Raw genomic sequence first — 17,111 nt, forward strand, 5'->3', positions numbered from 1 at the left:
GTACCAGGTTCAGTCCAGAAAACAGGGGAGATGGGGCGCCATCTCCCCTTTTTCTTTGTCCAAACAGGAGGACTGAACATGCAAGGCGAATTGATAAGGGTTGACCAATCACGGTCATCCCGGGAAGACCAGCGGTCTTCCATGGAACGGCTGAGGCCGGAACGGTTAAGGACCGATTGCCCTGTCTTGTTATCGGAAAGGCTCGTCATGCGCGCGCCCCACGAAGAAGACATCGACGCCCTTGCCCATCTCGCCAACAACGCCAAAGTCGCCACCATGGTATCGCGTATGCCGCACCCCTATACCGCCAATGATGCCGCCGACTTTGTTTGGCGTACGCGAAATGGCGAGATTGGTAAGTGCGTCTATGCCATCACCAAAGCCGAAAACGGCGCTTTTATCGGCTGCTGCGGCGTGGAACCCCATGCCGACGGCAGAACCGTCGAAATCGGCTACTGGCTGGGCGAGCCCTATTGGAACCAGGGCTATACGACCGAGGCCTGCCATGCGCTGGTCGATATGGTGTTCAGGACCCGTCAGGACGTTGACCAGATCGACGCCCGCTGCCGGGTGATGAACGTCGCCTCGCGGCGCGTCATCCAGAAGTGCGGCTTCCAGTTCCAGGGTTCGGGGCTTGCCGCCTCGCTGGCACTCGGCAGCAACGTGCCTGTGGAATGGTACAGGCTCGACCGCAAGACCTGGATGTCGCTGAGAAGCTGGGGGAACATCGCATGAGCACGACCGCGCTGCAAAGGCCGGATACCAGGCCGATGATGCCCGGCCCCGCGCCTGTCATCTCGACCGCCCGGCTGACGCTCCGCCCCCACCGGCTGAGCGATGCGCCTGCGATCGCGGAATCGCTTTCCGATTTCGCGGTCACGCGCATGCTGTCCCGCGTTCCCGCGCCGTTCGACCGGCAGGATGCGCTGGACTGGCTGATCCCAGTCACCTCGGGCACCCTGCCCGACTGGCCGCTCGCGATCACCGGTCAGGACGATGTCCATATCGGCAACGTCTCGATCGAGCTGCGCCACGGCCGCTGGCACCTCGGCTACTGGCTGAACCGCTACTACTGGCGGCGCGGCTATATGAGCGAGGCGGTGGCGGCGATCGTCGAGCGCTTCTCGCGCCGCATGCCGGAGACGCCGGTCCATTCCGGCGTCTTCGCCGACAACCCGGCATCACTGCGACTGCAGGAGAAGCTCGGTTTCCGCATGACGGGTTGCGGCGAAATCTATTGTTTCGCCCGCAACACCATGGTTTCGCACATCGAAACCGTGTTGCAGCCGGGCATGCTGCAGCCACGGAAGGTCGCTTAACCGAAGGAAGACGCCGCCGACACCGGCGGCGTCTTCGTCAATCGCCGATCTCGACCCATAGCGGGAAATGATCGGAGCCCGGGGATTGTGTGTCGATCCGGGCGGATTGCAACCGGCTCACGAGGCCGCAACTGACGAAGCAATAATCGAGATGCATGCGTTCGCCGTGATTTTCGGGATTCATCCAGCTGTAGCTCTCCGGCCGGTAGGCTTCGAGCGCTGCAAAGGCGTCGATCGGCGTGCCGATCCGGGCGACCCGGCCGTAATATCCGCCGGCAGCACCGGCAAGCGCGCAATATTCCGGCGATTCCGGCTCCATGTTGAAATCGCCCAGAATGACGTAATCCTCCGGCAACGGCGGCTCCGGCAGATCGAATTCGGCCGCCCCCGTCAGCGACCCGCCCTCCTGGACGAAAGCATTGATCTGCGCGTTCAAAAATTGCAGCTGGCGGATGCGTTCGTCGGGAGAGACGTGGTCGAGATGGACGGAGTAGACGCGGATCGCGCCGCCGGGCGCATTGATGACCGCCTCGGTCGCGCCGCGCTGCGGGTTGATCTTGCCGAGCGTGCGGCTGCGTGGCAGGAGCAGCGTCCGGGTCGAGGCGATCGGCCAGCGCGACAGCACCATATTGCCGAACTGGAAACGGATGCCGCGCACTGGCGAAAGCCCACCCTCAGGCGCCTCGACATGCAGGTCGCAGGCCGGCCCATACACCCAGAAATAGTCGGGAAAGAGCGCTGCAATATCGGCCACCATGTCGGCAAAACCGTTGCGCGAGAAGCCGCGGGTCACCTCCTGCAGCGCGATGACATCGGCGCCTTCGAGGCTCCGGGCAATACGCGGGAGATCGTATCTGCCGTCGAGACCGAAGCCGTACTGTATGTTATAGCTCGCAAAATTCACGATAATCTTTGACCTCCGTCGGAACCGCCTATATCGAATGGGCCAAGACGGGCCGTCCAACTGCCACCGGATACTGGAAGTAAAATGAAATTTCTCGACGAAGCAAAGGTCTATATCCGATCCGGAGACGGCGGCGCGGGCAGCGTTTCCTTCCGGCGCGAGAAATTCATCGAGTTCGGCGGCCCCGATGGCGGTGATGGCGGACGCGGCGGCGATGTCTGGGTGGAAACCGTCAATGGCCTCAACACGCTGATTGATTTCCGCTATCAGCAGCATTTCAAGGCGACGATCGGCACCCATGGCATGGGCCGGAACCGCACCGGCGCCAACGGCAGCGATGTGACGCTGAAAGTTCCTGTCGGCACTCAGATCTTCGAGGAAGATCGGGAAACGCTGATCTGCGACCTCACCGTCGAAGGCCAGCGTTACTGCCTCGCCCATGGCGGCAATGGCGGCTTCGGCAACGCCCATTTCAAGACCTCGACCAATCAGGCGCCGGATTGGGCCAATCCCGGCCTACCCGGCGAGGAAAAGACCATCTGGCTGCGCCTGAAGCTGATTGCCGATGCCGGCCTCGTCGGCCTACCCAATGCCGGCAAATCGACCTTCCTGGCATCCGTCACCCGCGCCCGGCCGAAGATCGCCAACTACCCCTTCACCACGCTGCATCCCAATCTCGGCGTCGCCACCATCGACGAACGGGAATTCATCCTGGCCGACATTCCCGGCCTGATCGAAGGCGCCCATGAAGGTGTCGGCATCGGCGACCGGTTCCTCGGCCATGTCGAGCGCACCCGCGTGCTGCTCCATCTCGTCTCCGCCCAAGAGGAAAAGGTCGGCAAAGCCTATAAGACGGTCAAGCACGAGCTCGAAGCCTATGGCAACGATCTGACCGACAAGCCGGAGATCGTCGCACTGTCGCAGATCGACGTGCTCGACGAAGCCGAACTGAAGAAGAAGACGAAAGAGCTGGCCAAGGCCTGCGGCAAGACGCCGTTCCAGATTTCGGCCGTCACCGGCAGGGGCATGACCGAGGTCCTGCGGGCGCTGCGCGATGTCATCGTCGAAGAAAATGCCGAGGAAAAGCCGGCCAAGGTGCCGAAGCTCAGGCATCGCGACATGATCGTCTCCGACGAGGGCGAGGGCGAGGATGGGGCCGATGACCAGCCGTAAGCCGCTCGCCCGCTACCGCCGTATCGTCATCAAGATCGGCTCGGCCCTCCTCGTCGACCGCAAGGCCGGCCTGAAAAAGGCCTGGCTCGACGCCATGTGCGCCGATATTGCCGGGCTGAAGGCGAAGGGGATCGATGTGCTCGTCGTCTCCTCGGGCGCGATCGCGCTCGGCCGGTCGGTGCTCGACCTGCCCTTCGGCGCGCTGAAGCTCGAGGAGAGCCAGGCGGCGGCGGCCGTCGGCCAGATCGCGCTCGCACGTGCCTGGTCGGAAAGCCTGTCGCGCGACGAGATCGTCGCCGGCCAGATCCTGCTGACGCTCGGCGATACCGAAGAGCGCCGCCGCTATCTCAATGCGCGCGCCACCATCAACCAGCTTTTGAAAATCGGCGCCGTACCGATCATCAATGAAAACGACACGGTCGCGACCAGCGAAATCCGCTATGGCGACAACGACCGCCTGGCCGCCCGCGTCGCGACGATGACCGGCGCCGATCTGCTCATTCTTCTTTCCGATATCGACGGCCTTTATACCGCGCCGCCGCATCTCGATCCGAATGCGACCTTCCTGGAGACGATCGCCGAAATCACCCCTGACATCGAAGCGATGGCCGGCGGTGCCGCCTCCGAACTCTCACGCGGCGGCATGCGCACGAAGATCGATGCCGGCAAGATCGCCACGACATCCGGCTGCGCCATGATCATCGCCTCCGGCAAGCCCGACAGCCCGCTGTCGTCAATCGAGAACGGCGCCCGCTCCTCCTGGTTCGCCCCCTCGGGCACGCCGGTGACCGCCCGCAAGATCTGGATCGCTGGACAGCTGCAGCCGGCCGGCGAACTGCATGTCGATGACGGCGCCGTCACCGCCCTCGGGGCCGGCAAGAGCCTGCTTCCCGCCGGTGTGCGCAGCGTGTCCGGCCTCTTCAGCCGCGGCGATACGGTGGCGATTGTCGGCCCTGAAGGCCGTGAGATCGCCCGCGGGCTGGTGAGCTACGATGCCGAGGACGCTCGCCGGATCGCCGGCCGCAAGTCGGCCGAGATCGAGGCCATCCTCGGTTATGCCGGACGCGCCGCTATGGTCCATCGCGACGACATGGTGATGAGCGCCCAGCTCAGACAGAAATCGGAAAGGCAGAAGAAGGACGCGGCCCATGCTTGATACCGTGACGCTAAGCCCTGACATTGACGCGCTGATGAACGACATCGGCCGCAAGGCGAAGGCTGCCGCGCGACCGTTGGGCTTCGCCTCCACCGAGGCGAAGAACCGCGCCTTGAACGCCATGGCCGATGCCATCCTGGCCAACAGCGCCCATATTCTGGCCGAAAATGCCAAGGACCTGAAGGACGTCGAAGGCAGCGAGATGCTCGCCTCCTTCATTGATCGGCTTACCCTGAGCGACAAACGCATCGCCGAAATGGCCGAAGGGATCCGCGCCATTGCCGCCCTTGCCGATCCGGTCGGCGAAGTCATCGCCGCCTGGGACCGGCCGAACGGCCTGAAGATCGAGCGCGTCCGCACGCCGCTCGGCGTCATCGGCGTCATCTTCGAAAGCCGGCCGAACGTCACGGCCGATGCCGGCGCCCTCTGCCTCAAGGCCGGCAATGCCGTCATCCTGCGCTGCGGCTCGGATTCGCGCCGTTCATCGCAGGCTATCCATGCCTGCATGGTCGACGGCCTGAAGGCGGCACGACTTCCAGAGCATGCTATCCAACTTGTTCCGGTGACCGACCGCGCCGCCGTCGGCGCCATGCTGCGTGGCCTGGACGGATCGATTGACGTCATCGTGCCGCGTGGCGGCAAGAGCCTGGTGGCCCGCGTGCAGAGCGAGGCCCGCGTGCCGGTCTTTGCCCATCTCGAAGGCCTTTGCCACATCTATGTCGATGCCTCCGCCGATATCGAAATGGCGAAGAAGATCGTCGTCAATGCCAAGATGCGCCGCACCGGCATTTGCGGCGCGGCCGAAACCCTGCTGGTCGACGGTGCCGCGATCGGCACGCATCTGACGCCGCTGCTCGACGTCCTTACCGAAGCCGGCTGCGAGATCCGTGGCTCCGCGGCGGTGCTGAAAGTCGCCCCCGGCATCAAGCCGGCGACCGAGGAGGACTGGACGACCGAATATCTCGACGCGATCATTTCGGTCGCCGTCGTCGACGGCATATCGGGCGCGATCGCCCATATTCAGACCTATTCGTCGAACCACACCGAGGCCGTGATCGCCGAGGACCCCGCCGTCGTCGAGCGTTTCTTCACCGAAGTCGATTCGGCGATCCTGCTGCACAATGCCTCGACGCAATTTGCCGATGGCGGCGAGTTCGGCATGGGCGCCGAGATCGGCATCGCTACCGGCAAGATGCATGCGCGCGGCCCCGTCGGCGTCGAGCAGCTCACCTCCTTCAAATACCGGGTGCGCGGTGCCGGACAGACACGACCTTGACGTGACGACGGAAAATCTGGATCGGCGCTACCTCCGCATGCCGCACAGCGAACGCGGCATGGTCGTCGGGCTGTTCGGCGGTTCGTTCAATCCGCCGCATCAGGGCCACGCGCTTGTCGCGGAGATCGCCATCAAGCGCCTCGGTCTCGACCAGCTCTGGTGGATGGTGACCCCGGGCAATCCGCTGAAGAGCCGCAACCAGCTCGCACCGCTGGCCGAACGCATTGCCGAAAGCGAGCGTGTGGCTGCCGATCCGCGCATCAAGGTCACCGCCTTCGAACAGGCGCTCGGCGTCAGCTACACCGCCAATACGCTGGCCCGCATCAAAGCCCGCAATTCGCATGTGCACTTCATCTGGATCATGGGCGCCGACAGCCTGCAGACCTTTCACAAATGGCAGAAGTGGCAGGAGATTGCCCGCACCTTCCCGATCGCCGTGGTCGACCGCCCGGGCGCCACACTCTCCTATCTCTCCTCGAAGATGACGCGGACCTTCGATTTTGCCCGCGTCGACGAAGATGACGCCCGCATTCTCTGGAGGAAACCGGCGCCGGCCTGGACCTTCATCCACGGACCGCGCTCCGGCCTGAGCTCGACGGCGATCCGCAACGGCGCTGTGCCGGGCGCAGTCAAATAGGCTGATTTTCAGGGAAATCTCAGAAATGAGAAAGCCCGACGGGGGAGGAGATCCGTCGGGCTTATAAACTCGATCGACAACTGGGAGGAGGAGTGTTGTCGATCCTGTCGAACGGCTTATGGGAGGAGGAGAAAGCCGTTTCGATGAGTGTGTTGTACCATATTCCTGAGGAAGGTGAATATCGATTTGTGCAATGCAGCAATGCCAGCGATGCAACGCTGAAGGCGAGAGGCTTCGACTGCTGCCGATTTTATCGGCAAGGCGAACGAAAATGCTCATCGTCACGACAGGTCTTGTGGTTTGTCGCCGGCTTTCCCAGGCATATCAGCACCGCCGAACCTCCTGTTCTCGGAACAGCCATGCGCTTCATGAACGCGTGGATGCTTATCGCCAGGCAAATAGGGTTATATTTCCATGGATATATCCCTGGCCAAAACAGCAGTCTCGTTATATTCGTCAAAATATTTCGAACCCCGGGGATAGAATCATGCAGAACCGCCGCAAATGGATGAAACTGGCAACCGCCGCGATCGCAGCTCTCTGGTTCGGCGCGGCAGCGCTGCCGACACCGGCCGACGCCGCCGAAAAGCTGACCGTCTTTGCCGCGGCGAGCCTCAAGGACGCGCTCGATGCCGCCAATGCTGCCTGGGCCAAGGAGAGCGGCAAGGAAGCCGTCGCCTCTTATGCGGCAAGCGGCGCGCTCGCCAAACAGATCGAAAACGCGGCCCCGGCCGATATCTTCATTTCGGCCGACCTCGACTGGATGGATTACGTCGCCAAGAAAAACCTGATCAAGGCCGACAGCCGCACCAACCTGCTTGGAAACCGGATCGTGCTTGTTGCCGAAAAGGACAAAGCCAAACCGGTCGAGATCAAGCAGGGCTTCGATCTTGCCGGTCTGCTCGGTGACGGCAAGCTGGCCATGGGTGAGCCGAAATCGGTTCCGGCCGGCAAATACGCCATGGCCGCCCTCGACAAACTCGGCGTCTGGAAATCGGTCGAAACCAAGGTCGCCGGCGCTGAAAGCGTGCGCGCCGCCCTTGCGCTGGTCTCCCGCGGCGAAGCGCCCTATGGCATCGTCTACCAGACGGATGCCGCCGCCGATAAGGGTGTCGCCATCGTCGGCACCTTCCCGGCCGAATCCCACCCGCCGATCATCTACCCGATCGCCATCCTTGCCGCGAGCAAGACCCCGGATGCGACGGCCTATCTCGACTTCCTGAAATCGGACAAGGCAGCCGCCTTCTTCACGGCGCAGGGATTTACTGTCTTGAAATGATGGGCTGAATTGATTGCGGAATCGATGGTGACAGCTTAGCGTGAAGCTGCCCCTCACCCTAACCCTCTCCCCGTAAACGGGGCGAGCGGACGTGCCCAGCGAGACGTTGGTGGGGACCGAGAGGGTGCGGCATATCCCCTTCGCCCCGTTTACGGGGAGAAGGTGCCGGCAGGCGGATGAGGGGCAGGCATCAGGTGACACCGGATTTTCCAGGGAGACAACTGCGTTTGGATATGTTCGGCCTGAGCACTGAAGAATGGACCGCGATCCTGCTCAGCCTGCGCGTCTCGGTCGTCGCCATGCTGGCGAGCCTGCCGCTTGGCATTCTCGTCGCGCTGCTGCTTGCCCGCGGGCGCTTCTGGGGCAAGTCGGTGCTGAACGGCATCGTTCACCTGCCGCTGATCCTGCCCCCTGTTGTGACCGGTTTTCTTCTCCTCATCCTCTTCGGCCGCCGTGGTCCGATCGGCAGCCTGCTCGACCAGCATTTCGGCATTGTCTTTTCCTTCCGCTGGACGGGTGCGGCACTGGCCTGCGCCGTCATGGCCTTTCCGCTGATGGTGCGCAGCATCCGCCTGTCGATCGAGGCGGTCGACCGCAAGCTCGAGGAGGCGGCCGGAACCCTGGGCGCCGGCCCGATCCTGGTCTTCCTGACGGTGACGCTGCCACTGACGCTGCCCGGCATCATCACCGGCATGATCCTGTCCTTCGCCAAGGCGATGGGCGAATTCGGCGCGACGATCACTTTCGTCTCCAACATTCCCGGCGAGACCCAGACCTTATCGTCGGCGATCTACACCTTTACCCAGGTGCCCGGCGGCGATGCCGGCGCGCTGCGCCTGACGTTCGTCGCCATCATCATTTCCATGACCGCCCTGCTCGCCTCCGAATTCCTCGCGCGTTTCGCCGGCCGAAGGATTGATCCGGAATGACGTTGATCGTCGAGGCAAAACAGAGGCTCGGCGGGTTCTTTCTCGACGCCGCCTTCACATCCGACGGCGGCGTGACCGCGCTGTTCGGACGCTCCGGCTCCGGCAAGACCTCACTGATCCGCATCATCGCCGGCCTCGCCCGCCCGGACGAGGGCCGCGTTATCCTTGACGGCGAAACCCTGACCGAAACCAAAGCCCGTCTCTTCGTTCCGAAACACCGCCGTCGTTTCGGTTATGTCTTTCAGGAGGCGCGGCTGTTCCCGCATCTCAGCGTCCGTGCCAATCTTTCCTATGGCCGCTGGTTCGCGCCAAGAGCTGCAGGCGGCGAGAGCTTCGATCACGTCGTCGACCTGCTCGGCATCGAAATGCTGCTGGATCGCAGCCCCGCCAAACTTTCCGGCGGCGAGAAGCAGCGGGTCGCGATCGGCCGCGCCCTTCTCTGCTCGCCCCGGCTGCTGTTGATGGACGAGCCGCTGGCCGCACTCGACGAGGCGCGCAAGGCGGAGATCCTGCCCTATCTCGAGCGATTGCGCGATCAGACCGAAATCCCGATTGTCTATGTCAGCCATTCGATCGCCGAGGTGGCGCGGCTCGCAAACAAAGTGGTGGTCATGCGCGATGGCAGGGTGGAGGCGGTTGGCCCGGCCGGCGACATTTTGAGCCGCGCCTCTGCGGCCTTCGACCGGAAAGAGGCGGGCGCGCTGCTGCAAGGCATCGTCGAAAGCTTCGACGCGCGTCACCATCTCTCGACCGTCGCCCTCAAATCCGGCCGGCTGCATATTCCCGGCGCCGCACTCGCGCCCGGCACGCCGGTCCGCATCCGCATCCCGTCGCGCGACGTCATGCTGGCGACGGCAAGACCGGAGGGGCTCAGTGCCCTCAACATTGTCGAAGGCAAGATCGAACAGCTATCGCGGGATGCGGACGGAACGGTTGAAATCCAGCTCGACTGCGGCGGCGATGCCATCCTTTCGCGCATCACCGCGCTCTCCTGCGAGCGCCTCGACCTTCGAACCGGCAAGACCGTCTTCGCCGTCATCAAGACGGTTGCCCTGGAGGCCTGATCAGCCCTGCCCGTCCTGCCGCGGGTTGCGCTTTGCTTCAAGCCAGGCAAGATCCTCGGCAAGGCTCGCTTTCAATATGCTTTCCATCCGGCGAAAACGCGCCAGCAACTGCTCGCCGAACGGCGTCAGCGCCGCACCGCCGCCCTTCTGGCCGCCGCGTTGTGATTCCACCACCTGTTCGCAGAACATCCGGTTCATCTCGCTGACCAGCAGCCATGCGCGGCGATAGGACATGTCCATCGCCCGCCCTGCTGCGGAAATCGATCCGGTGGTGCGGATATGTTCCAGCAGTTCCATCTTGCCGCGTCCGAGCCGATCCTCATCCGGGAAGCTGATTCGCAAGATGGGAACGAGTGTTTTTGCGGCTGTATCGGTCATTCGAATCTGCAGATGGTGGAATTTCCGGCACTTTACGCTCCGGCCCGAAAACTGTACACCGCCCGGACAAGCAGCGAGGGCAGCAATAGTGTTCAAATCGGTCGCCAGATCGGATTTTCCGCCGCTCCGTACGTTAGCACGTCTTGAAACATTAATGGTTTGATGCCTATCTTAACCATGATCCGGTCGTGATCGGATCTCGTGTTGTGCATGGTTTGTCATTCCAGGAAAGGGAAAGCACTGACAACAGTACACGCCAAGGGAAAAACGCTCGCCGTTCTCCCGAAGAGCGCAGAACGTGGCGCCGATGCCGCTGCCCGCGCCCTAGAAGCCGTCCTCGCCAGCCTCGAGGACTCCAAAGCTGAAGATATCGTCACCATCGACATTGCCGGAAAATCGGCGCTCGGAGACTACATGGTCGTCGTCTCCGGTCGTTCGAACAGGCATGTCATGGCGATCTCGGACCACCTGCTCACCGATCTGAAGGACGAAGGCTTCGGTACGGCCCGCGTCGAAGGTCAGGAGGGCGGTGATTGGATCCTGATCGACACCGGTGACATTATCGTGCATGTGTTCCGTCCTGAAATCCGCGAGTTCTACAACATCGAAAAGATGTGGGCGGCTCCTGACATGGATGAAGAGACACGGCACTGACAGGCGGGCCGGCATTCTGACCGGTACCTGAAAGTGGCATTGACTGGCCGGGAAACATCGAAACCGGCCGGTAGGCGCGCTTTGCGCGTCGCAGATGCCTGATAAGCGGGAGCGGGTGAATGCGAGTTGGTCTTTTTGCGGTGGGACGGCTGAAATCCGGCCCCGAAAAGGATCTTGCGGCTCGTTATTTTGATCGTTTCGCCAAGGCCGGCCCTGCGGTCGGCCTCGAACTTGCCCGTATTGCCGAAACTGCCGAAAGCCGCGCCTCCAATGCAGAGACCCGCAAACGCGAGGAGGCAGCGATACTGTTGAAATCGCTTGCCGAAGGCAGCGTCCTCATTCTTCTCGATGAACGCGGCAAGGCGCTCGACAGCGAAGCCTTCGCAAATCTGCTCGGCGCCTATCGCGACCAGGGCAAACGCGATCTGATGATTGCGATTGGCGGCGCCGACGGCCTCGATCCCGCGCTCTACGATCGTGCCGACGTCACGCTTTGCCTCGGCAAAATGACCTGGCCGCACCAGCTCGTCCGCACGCTGATCGCCGAACAGCTCTATCGCGCCGTCACCATCCTGTCCGGCCATCCCTATCACCGCGTTTGACCTGTTCCACGTGGAACCCATGCCCTTGGCGATGCGTCGCATTGTCACGCAGCCGTGTTTCGTGTGGCCGCCCTTCGCTTGCAAACTTTCTGGCAAAGCGTGCCAAATCAGCTTAGTCTCCGCGCGATTTGAGAGAGTGCTCCGACACGCATGACGACGACACCAACCAGGCGACACCGCATGATTCTGCCGGCACTTGTGGCCGGTTTTGGTATCGCCGTCACCGTCGTGTCCGCAAACACCGTCACCGTCCGCGCTCAGGAAGCCGCGCCGGAAGCGGCACAATCTGCAACGCCGCCGCCGGCAGCCGAGCCGCCGCCACCCGATCCGGCCGCTGAGCTAGCCGCCAAACGCGATCAGACCCGCGCCGAGCTCGAAACCTTGTCGAAATCGATCAGCCTTTACTCGGACAAGGTGAGTGAACTCCAGCAAAGCATCGCCAATCTGGAAAAAAGCACTGAGAGCATCCGCCAGGCGCTGATCGATTCTGCCGGCCGCCGCAAGGGGCTCGAGAAGCAGATCCTCGAAAGCGAGAAGAAACTCGCCGATCTCGGCGTCAAGCAGGATGGCATCCGCCGTTCGCTGCACGAGCGCCGCGGCCTACTGGCCGAGGTGTTGGCCGCACTCCAGCGCATGGGCCGCAACCCGCCGCCCGCCTTGCTCGTCACTCCCGATGACGCGCTCGCTTCGGTGCGCAGCGCCATCCTGCTCGGCGCCGTCGTGCCCGGCATCCGCAAGGAAACCGACAAGCTCGCCGCAGACCTTGCAAGCCTCGCCGCGCTGCAGACGGCAAGTGCGGCCGAAAAGGCCGGCCTGACGGCGACGATGACCGATAGCATCGAGGAAGAGCGGCGCATGGACCTGCTTCTTGCCGAAAACGACAAGCTCAGCCGCAGCAGCGCCACCGAACTGCAGGCCGAAAGGAAGCGTTCGGAGGAGCTGGCGGGCAAGGCGACCAGCCTCGAAGGCCTCGTCGCTTCGATGGAATCCGAGATCGCTTCGGTGCGCGAAGCGGCTGCCGCCGCCCGCCAGGCCGAAGAGAACCGCAAGCTTCTGACCGACGAGCAGCGAGCTCAGGCCAAGGCTCTGGCCGACAGCGGCGTGCCCGATAAAAACCGCATTGCGCCCGCATATCCGTTCGGAGAATTGAGGGCCAAATTGGAGCTGCCCGTGGCAGGCGACATCCTGCGCCAGTTCGGCGATGCCGACGGCACCGGGCACGAAGCCATGGGAATGACGGTCGCCACCAACCCGGAGACAGTGGTGACGGCGCCTGCAGACGGCCTGGTGGTTTTTGCCGGCGCTTTCCGCAGTTACGGCCAGATGATCATCCTTGACGCGGGCGATGGATATCACCTGGTTCTCTCGGGAATGGATACGATCAATACCCGCCAGGGAAAATTCGTTTTCGCCGGCGAGCCGCTCGCCGTGATGGGAGCGAAAAGAGTGGCAAGCGCAACTGCATTGGCGCTGGAAACGGACCGGCCAACGCTTTACATTGAATTTCGAAAAGACGGTAAACCGGTCGATTCCCGACCGTGGTGGACCGCCAAGGACACTGGAAAGGCACGCAATGATTCGTAGGGCTTCTCTTGTTCTGGTCGGCGCATTGATGGGTGCGACCGCGATGAGCGTCATTTACTCGGCAGGTGTGCCGGCAGAAGCGGCCGGATCCTCTACCTACAAGGAACTCTCGGTATTTGGCGACGTCTTCGAACGCGTGCGTGCGCAGTACGTCACGCCGCCGGCCGAAGACAAGCTGATCGAGAATGCCATCAACGGCATGCTTTCCTCGCTCGATCCACATTCGAGCTATATGAATGCGAAGGACGCCGAGGACATGCGCACCCAGACCAAGGGTGAGTTCGGCGGCCTCGGCATCGAAGTCACGATGGAAGACGAGCTTGTCAAGGTCATCACCCCGATCGACGATACGCCCGCCGCCAAGGCCGGCGTTCTCGCGGGCGATTACATCTCCGAGATCGACGGCCAGTCCGTGCGCGGCCTGAAGCTGGAAGACGCGGTCGAGAAGATGCGCGGCGCCGTTAACACGCCGATCAAGCTGACGCTGATCCGCAAGGGCGCTGACAAGCCGATCGAGCTGACGATCGTCCGTGACGTCGTCGCCGTCCAGGCGGTCAAATCACGCGTCGAGGACGATGTCGGTTACCTCCGCATCATCTCCTTCACAGAGAAGACCTATCCCGACATGGAAAAGGCGATCAAGAAGATCAAGGACACCGTTCCAGCCGACAAACTGAAGGGTTACGTCCTCGACCTGCGCCTGAACCCGGGCGGCCTGCTCGACCAGGCGATCAATGTCTCCGACGCGCTGCTGCAGCGTGGCGAGGTCGTGTCGACCCGTGGCCGCAACCCGGATGAAACCCGCCGCTTCAATGCCGGCCCGGGCGACCTGACCGACGGCAAGCCTGTTATCGTGCTGATCAACGGCGGTTCCGCCTCCGCATCGGAAATTGTAGCCGGCGCGCTTCAGGATCTGCGCCGCGCCACCGTGCTCGGTACCCGGTCCTTCGGCAAGGGTTCCGTCCAGACGATTATCCCGCTTGGCGAGAACGGCGCGCTGCGCTTGACCACGGCGCTCTATTACACGCCGTCGGGCCGCTCGATCCAGGGCACCGGCATCACGCCTGACATCAAGGTCGAAGAGCCGCTGCCGGAAGAACTGCAGGGCAAGATGGTGACCGAAGGCGAATCCAGCCTGCGCGGTCATATCAAGGGCCAGAGCGAAACCGATGAAGGTTCGGGCTCCGTTGCCTATGTGCCGCCGGATCCGAAGGATGACGTCCAGCTGAACTACGCGCTCGACCTCCTGCGCGGCAAGAAGACCGATCCGGCCTTTCCGCCGAACCCCGATAAGGCCGTCGTCGCCAAGTAATTGATCATCGCAAGGCCGGGCAGTCGTCCGGCCTTGACCCTTTCTGCTGTTTCCCGGTTTTGGAGCGGGCGAGAAAATTGGGAACGGACCTGCATGCGCCTTTGGGGCGCAACCGCAAAACCGGCAGCCGGCGTCCTGGTGTGCTGCGCCTCGGTCGCATTGCTGCCAGTCTGTGCCTTTTCGCGATAGGCGGCTTTTCTCTCTATACCGCCTTTCGGGGCGAGGGGCTGGAGCGCGCCAAACCGCCGGCGACCGAACAGGCCGCAAGCCAGACTCTCAGCAAGCCGCCGACGGCCACTGCCGACCAGGCGGCGAACGGCATGCCACGCGCCGATCCGCGCTCGGGCGCCAATGTCGAACAGATGATCACCGGCGATGGCTCCGTCGTTACCAAATACAGTCCCCGCCCGCGCGACGGCAGCGGACCGGTGCTGGTCGATGCCATGCAGATCGGCCAGGATCCGCGCATGGCAGCCCAGCCCAATGAAGCGCTGCTCGAAGACACCGCGTTTGGCAGGCTGCCGATCGTCGGCCCCGACGGGAGGCGGCCGATGGACCAATATGCTCGTCCCTCGTCCGGCGTACGCGGCATCCGCATTGCCATCGTGGTCAGCGGCCTCGGGCTCAGCCAGACGGGGACGCAGCGCGCCATCGCCGAATTGCCGGAGGAAATCACCCTCGCCTTTGCTGCAAGCGGCAACAGCCTGCAGCGCTGGATGCAGGAGGCCCGCCGCGGCGGCCACGAGATTCTGCTGCAGGTGCCGCTCGAGCCATTTGATTACCCGGCCAATGATCCGGGTCCGGAGACGCTACTGACGTCGAAGCCGGTCGCCCGCAACATCGAGAACCTGCACAAGGCGATGGGGGAAATCACCAATTATACCGGCGTCATGAACTATCTCGGCGGCCGTTTCCTCTCCGACCCCGCCGCCATGGAACCTGTTATGCGCGATATCGGCAAGCGCGGCCTGCTCTTTCTTGACGACGGCACGTCGGCCCAGTCGAAAACGGCGACGGTCGCCAAGGGCGCTGAACTGCCCTATGCCTTTGCCGACCTGCAGCTGGACGGCCAGCTCGATATCAATGCCATTCTGGAAAAGCTCGACGAACTCGAGCGCATCGCCCGCAAGAACGGCCAGGCGATCGGCATCGCCTCGGCTTTCGACGAAAGTGTCGACGCCATCGCCAAATGGAGCGAGGAAGCGTCCATGCGCGGCATCGAGATCGTCGGCGTCGCGGCGCTTTCCAACGACCCGAGAAGCCCCTGAGATAATTTCTGAACGGAGAAGAAGATGAGCCAGGCGACCGTGAAAGCCGAGGATCTGCCCTATCGTCCCTGCGTCGGCGTGATGATCCTGAACCGCGATGGCCTGGTCTGGGCCGGGCGGAGGATCCCGGACGGCAATTCCGAATATGATGGCTCGCCGCAGCTGTGGCAGATGCCGCAGGGCGGCATCGACAAAGGCGAGGATCCCTTGGATGCCGCCTATCGTGAGCTCTACGAGGAAACCGGCATCCGAACAGTGACCCTGCTGGCGGAAGCAAGAGACTGGATCAACTATGATCTGCCGCCGGCGCTGATCGGCATCGGATTGAAAGGGAAATTCCGCGGCCAGACGCAGCGCTGGTTCGCCTTCCGCTTCGAGGGCGACGAAAGCGAGATCGCCATCAACCCGCCGCCGGGCGGTCATGATCCGGAATTCGATGCCTGGGAATGGAAGCCGATGCAGGAACTGCCGGGCCTGATCGTCCCGTTCAAGCGCGCCGTCTATGACCAGGTAATCGGCGAGTTCCGGCATCTGGCGACGCTGCAGTCGGAAGACTGACCGGCTGCTTGCCGCCGCAAGATAGATTGAAAAAACCGGCCGCGCGGAGCGGCCGGCATTCCCGTTCGAATTATTCGGCTTCGTCGGCGGAATCGGCGTTGAGCTGGCCGTATTTGCTCTCGCCGATTTTCTCGAGCAGGTCGAGCTGCGTTTCGAGGAAGTCGATATGGCCTTCCTCATCCGCCAGCAGTTCTTCGAAAAGTTTCATGGAAACGTAGTCGCCGGCCTCGGAACAGATATCGCGCGACTTCTTGTAGGCCGTGCGGGCGTCATATTCGCCGGCCAGATCGGCTTCCAGCACTTCCTTGACATTCTGGCCGATGCGCAGGGGCGCGAGTGTCTGCAGGTTGGGATGACCTTCGAGGAAGATGATGCGCGCGACAAGCCGGTCGGCATGGTGCATCTCTTCGATGGATTCGGCGCGTTCCTTCTTGGCGAGCTTGGTGTAGCCCCAATCCTCGAGCAGCCGATAATGAACCCAATATTGATTGACAGCCCCGAGCTCGAGGAACAGTGCCTCGTTAAGCCGCTCGATGACCTTTTTGTCGCCTTTCAATGTCCGCTCTCCTGTTTTCCTCATGGAACTGCTTCAAGCGTGACATGAAATCAAATATTTCCGTCTCAGTCGAGTGGCGACGGGCGTGATATTCCTCGGTCGTCTGGATGATGATATCGACCACATTAGGGAAGCAGCCACAGCAACGGCCGCGTTTTTCCATCGCGTGGTAGACCTTTGCAGGCACGATAAGCTGCCAACAATCTTCGTCGAGAAGGTTGGTGATAACCTCCCGGATTTCCTTGTCGGTTATATAATTGCAGCTGCAGACAAGCACGTCTTCATTCCAAACATGACACTGACTATCGTGTTTTCTGCTAAAGAAGACGGTGGCTGTCAAGAAAAAATTCGAGTCCGACGCCGTCGGCAGCAGCGATGGGCGTAATCTGTTGCGAATTGTATGGTCACGAACGATGACCAGACGATCCCGATCGTGCTCGCATGATCCCGATCGTGCGGGCA

At 62.4% G+C, this 17,111-nt stretch carries 20 protein-coding genes; 16 read left to right on the plus strand and 4 right to left on the minus strand.

Annotated features, from left to right (window positions below; translation table 11 throughout):
- Window positions 1–78: 78 nt before the first annotated feature.
- Both AMC88_RS21380 and AMC88_RS21385 read left to right on the plus strand, forming a co-directional pair.
- Complete coding sequence (locus AMC88_RS21380; RefSeq protein WP_012485632.1) at window positions 79–735, plus strand: GNAT family N-acetyltransferase; 657 nt, start codon at window positions 79–81, stop codon at window positions 733–735.
- Window positions 732–1,319: a GNAT family N-acetyltransferase gene (locus AMC88_RS21385; RefSeq protein ID WP_012485633.1), complete on the plus strand. Its 588-nt coding sequence runs from the start codon at window positions 732–734 to the stop codon at window positions 1,317–1,319. Before AMC88_RS21380 ends, AMC88_RS21385 begins: the two co-directional genes overlap by 4 nt.
- Before the next feature lie 37 nt (window positions 1,320–1,356).
- Here AMC88_RS21385 and AMC88_RS21390 read toward each other — a convergent pair whose 3' ends face one another.
- Window positions 1,357–2,223, minus strand: a complete 867-nt coding sequence (locus AMC88_RS21390; protein ID WP_012485634.1) for an endonuclease/exonuclease/phosphatase family protein — start codon at window positions 2,221–2,223, stop codon at window positions 1,357–1,359.
- Between the two features lie 84 nt (window positions 2,224–2,307).
- On the opposite strand from AMC88_RS21390, the gene obgE reads away from it, so the two are divergent.
- The 8 genes from obgE to modC all read left to right on the plus strand — a co-directional run bounded on the left by obgE (window position 2,308) and on the right by modC (window position 9,737).
- Window positions 2,308–3,396 (plus strand): GTPase ObgE, encoded by a 1,089-nt coding sequence (gene obgE, locus AMC88_RS21395; RefSeq protein ID WP_012485635.1) that lies wholly within the window; start codon window positions 2,308–2,310, stop codon window positions 3,394–3,396.
- A complete protein-coding gene (gene proB / locus AMC88_RS21400) occupies window positions 3,383–4,552 on the plus strand; it encodes a glutamate 5-kinase (protein ID WP_064825875.1) in 1,170 nt (389 codons plus the stop codon). The genes obgE and proB overlap by 14 nt, the downstream gene beginning before the upstream one ends.
- A complete protein-coding gene (locus AMC88_RS21405; protein WP_012485637.1) occupies window positions 4,545–5,828 on the plus strand; it encodes a glutamate-5-semialdehyde dehydrogenase in 1,284 nt (427 codons plus the stop codon). Before proB ends, AMC88_RS21405 begins: the two co-directional genes overlap by 8 nt.
- 37 nt (window positions 5,829–5,865) lie before the next feature.
- On the plus strand, window positions 5,866–6,465 hold the full coding sequence (locus AMC88_RS21410; RefSeq protein WP_225880729.1) for a nicotinate-nucleotide adenylyltransferase: 600 nt from the start codon (window positions 5,866–5,868) through the stop codon (window positions 6,463–6,465).
- Between the two features lie 95 nt (window positions 6,466–6,560).
- A complete protein-coding gene (locus AMC88_RS33240) occupies window positions 6,561–6,977 on the plus strand; it encodes a hypothetical protein (protein WP_139052565.1) in 417 nt (138 codons plus the stop codon).
- Window positions 6,953–7,744: a molybdate ABC transporter substrate-binding protein gene (gene modA, locus AMC88_RS21415; RefSeq protein WP_010022642.1), complete on the plus strand. Its 792-nt coding sequence runs from the start codon at window positions 6,953–6,955 to the stop codon at window positions 7,742–7,744. The genes AMC88_RS33240 and modA overlap by 25 nt, the downstream gene beginning before the upstream one ends.
- Before the next feature lie 227 nt (window positions 7,745–7,971).
- Complete coding sequence (modB, locus tag AMC88_RS21420) at window positions 7,972–8,673, plus strand: molybdate ABC transporter permease subunit (RefSeq protein WP_029531864.1); 702 nt, start codon at window positions 7,972–7,974, stop codon at window positions 8,671–8,673.
- A complete protein-coding gene (gene modC, locus AMC88_RS21425) occupies window positions 8,670–9,737 on the plus strand; it encodes a molybdenum ABC transporter ATP-binding protein (protein ID WP_012485641.1) in 1,068 nt (355 codons plus the stop codon). Before modB ends, modC begins: the two co-directional genes overlap by 4 nt.
- Here the strand turns inward: modC and AMC88_RS21430 are convergent, their stop codons facing one another.
- Complete coding sequence (locus tag AMC88_RS21430; RefSeq protein ID WP_012485642.1) at window positions 9,738–10,115, minus strand: winged helix-turn-helix domain-containing protein; 378 nt, start codon at window positions 10,113–10,115, stop codon at window positions 9,738–9,740. It abuts the gene before it with no gap.
- 210 nt (window positions 10,116–10,325) lie between these two features.
- On the opposite strand from AMC88_RS21430, the gene rsfS reads away from it, so the two are divergent.
- The 6 genes from rsfS (at window position 10,326) to AMC88_RS21460 (ending at window position 16,093) form a co-directional block, all read left to right on the plus strand.
- Window positions 10,326–10,769 (plus strand): ribosome silencing factor, encoded by a 444-nt coding sequence (rsfS, locus tag AMC88_RS21435; protein WP_064823008.1) that lies wholly within the window; start codon window positions 10,326–10,328, stop codon window positions 10,767–10,769.
- A gap of 119 nt (window positions 10,770–10,888) precedes the next feature.
- Window positions 10,889–11,371 carry a 23S rRNA (pseudouridine(1915)-N(3))-methyltransferase RlmH gene (gene rlmH, locus AMC88_RS21440; RefSeq protein ID WP_012485644.1) on the plus strand — a complete coding sequence of 161 codons (483 nt, stop codon included), beginning with the start codon at window positions 10,889–10,891 and terminating at the stop codon, window positions 11,369–11,371.
- A 180-nt stretch (window positions 11,372–11,551) separates the two neighbouring features.
- Window positions 11,552–12,955 (plus strand): murein hydrolase activator EnvC family protein, encoded by a 1,404-nt coding sequence (locus tag AMC88_RS21445; protein WP_064825772.1) that lies wholly within the window; start codon window positions 11,552–11,554, stop codon window positions 12,953–12,955.
- A complete protein-coding gene (locus AMC88_RS21450) occupies window positions 12,945–14,267 on the plus strand; it encodes a S41 family peptidase (protein ID WP_003543943.1) in 1,323 nt (440 codons plus the stop codon). The genes AMC88_RS21445 and AMC88_RS21450 overlap by 11 nt, the downstream gene beginning before the upstream one ends.
- Before the next feature lie 77 nt (window positions 14,268–14,344).
- Window positions 14,345–15,535 (plus strand): divergent polysaccharide deacetylase family protein, encoded by a 1,191-nt coding sequence (locus AMC88_RS21455; RefSeq protein ID WP_041683811.1) that lies wholly within the window; start codon window positions 14,345–14,347, stop codon window positions 15,533–15,535.
- 24 nt (window positions 15,536–15,559) lie between these two features.
- Window positions 15,560–16,093: an RNA pyrophosphohydrolase gene (locus AMC88_RS21460; RefSeq protein WP_010020785.1), complete on the plus strand. Its 534-nt coding sequence runs from the start codon at window positions 15,560–15,562 to the stop codon at window positions 16,091–16,093.
- A gap of 70 nt (window positions 16,094–16,163) precedes the next feature.
- Here AMC88_RS21460 and bfr read toward each other — a convergent pair whose 3' ends face one another.
- Both bfr and AMC88_RS32230 read right to left on the minus strand, forming a co-directional pair.
- A complete protein-coding gene (gene bfr, locus AMC88_RS21465) occupies window positions 16,164–16,649 on the minus strand; it encodes a bacterioferritin (RefSeq protein ID WP_041683812.1) in 486 nt (161 codons plus the stop codon).
- Entirely contained in the window at window positions 16,615–16,989 is a 375-nt protein-coding gene (locus tag AMC88_RS32230) for a (2Fe-2S)-binding protein (protein ID WP_012485648.1), read from the minus strand. The genes bfr and AMC88_RS32230 overlap by 35 nt, the downstream gene beginning before the upstream one ends.
- Between the last annotated feature and the right edge of the window lie 122 nt (window positions 16,990–17,111).

Origin of the sequence: Rhizobium phaseoli (genome assembly GCF_001664385.1) — a bacterium.
Lineage (GTDB): Bacteria > Pseudomonadota > Alphaproteobacteria > Rhizobiales > Rhizobiaceae > Rhizobium > Rhizobium phaseoli.

Excerpts from the sequence above, each read along its gene's own strand:
- proB (WP_064825875.1), top strand. The coding sequence starts at position 3,383 with ATGACCAGCCGTAAGCCGCTCGCCCGCTACCGCCGTATCGTCATCAAG.
- AMC88_RS21445 (WP_064825772.1), top strand. The coding sequence starts at position 11,552 with ATGATTCTGCCGGCACTTGTGGCCGGTTTTGGTATCGCCGTCACCGTC.
- AMC88_RS21450 (WP_003543943.1), top strand. The coding sequence starts at position 12,945 with ATGATTCGTAGGGCTTCTCTTGTTCTGGTCGGCGCATTGATGGGTGCG.
- rlmH (WP_012485644.1), top strand. The coding sequence starts at position 10,889 with ATGCGAGTTGGTCTTTTTGCGGTGGGACGGCTGAAATCCGGCCCCGAA.
- AMC88_RS21410 (WP_225880729.1), top strand. The coding sequence starts at position 5,866 with ATGCCGCACAGCGAACGCGGCATGGTCGTCGGGCTGTTCGGCGGTTCG.
- AMC88_RS21385 (WP_012485633.1), top strand. The coding sequence starts at position 732 with ATGAGCACGACCGCGCTGCAAAGGCCGGATACCAGGCCGATGATGCCC.
- obgE (WP_012485635.1), top strand. The coding sequence starts at position 2,308 with ATGAAATTTCTCGACGAAGCAAAGGTCTATATCCGATCCGGAGACGGC.
- rsfS (WP_064823008.1), top strand. The coding sequence starts at position 10,326 with ATGGTTTGTCATTCCAGGAAAGGGAAAGCACTGACAACAGTACACGCC.
- AMC88_RS21430 (WP_012485642.1), bottom strand. The coding sequence starts at position 10,115 with ATGACCGATACAGCCGCAAAAACACTCGTTCCCATCTTGCGAATCAGC.
- AMC88_RS21380 (WP_012485632.1), top strand. The coding sequence starts at position 79 with ATGCAAGGCGAATTGATAAGGGTTGACCAATCACGGTCATCCCGGGAA.
- modA (WP_010022642.1), top strand. The coding sequence starts at position 6,953 with ATGCAGAACCGCCGCAAATGGATGAAACTGGCAACCGCCGCGATCGCA.
- AMC88_RS21460 (WP_010020785.1), top strand. The coding sequence starts at position 15,560 with ATGAGCCAGGCGACCGTGAAAGCCGAGGATCTGCCCTATCGTCCCTGC.
- modC (WP_012485641.1), top strand. The coding sequence starts at position 8,670 with ATGACGTTGATCGTCGAGGCAAAACAGAGGCTCGGCGGGTTCTTTCTC.
- AMC88_RS21405 (WP_012485637.1), top strand. The coding sequence starts at position 4,545 with ATGCTTGATACCGTGACGCTAAGCCCTGACATTGACGCGCTGATGAAC.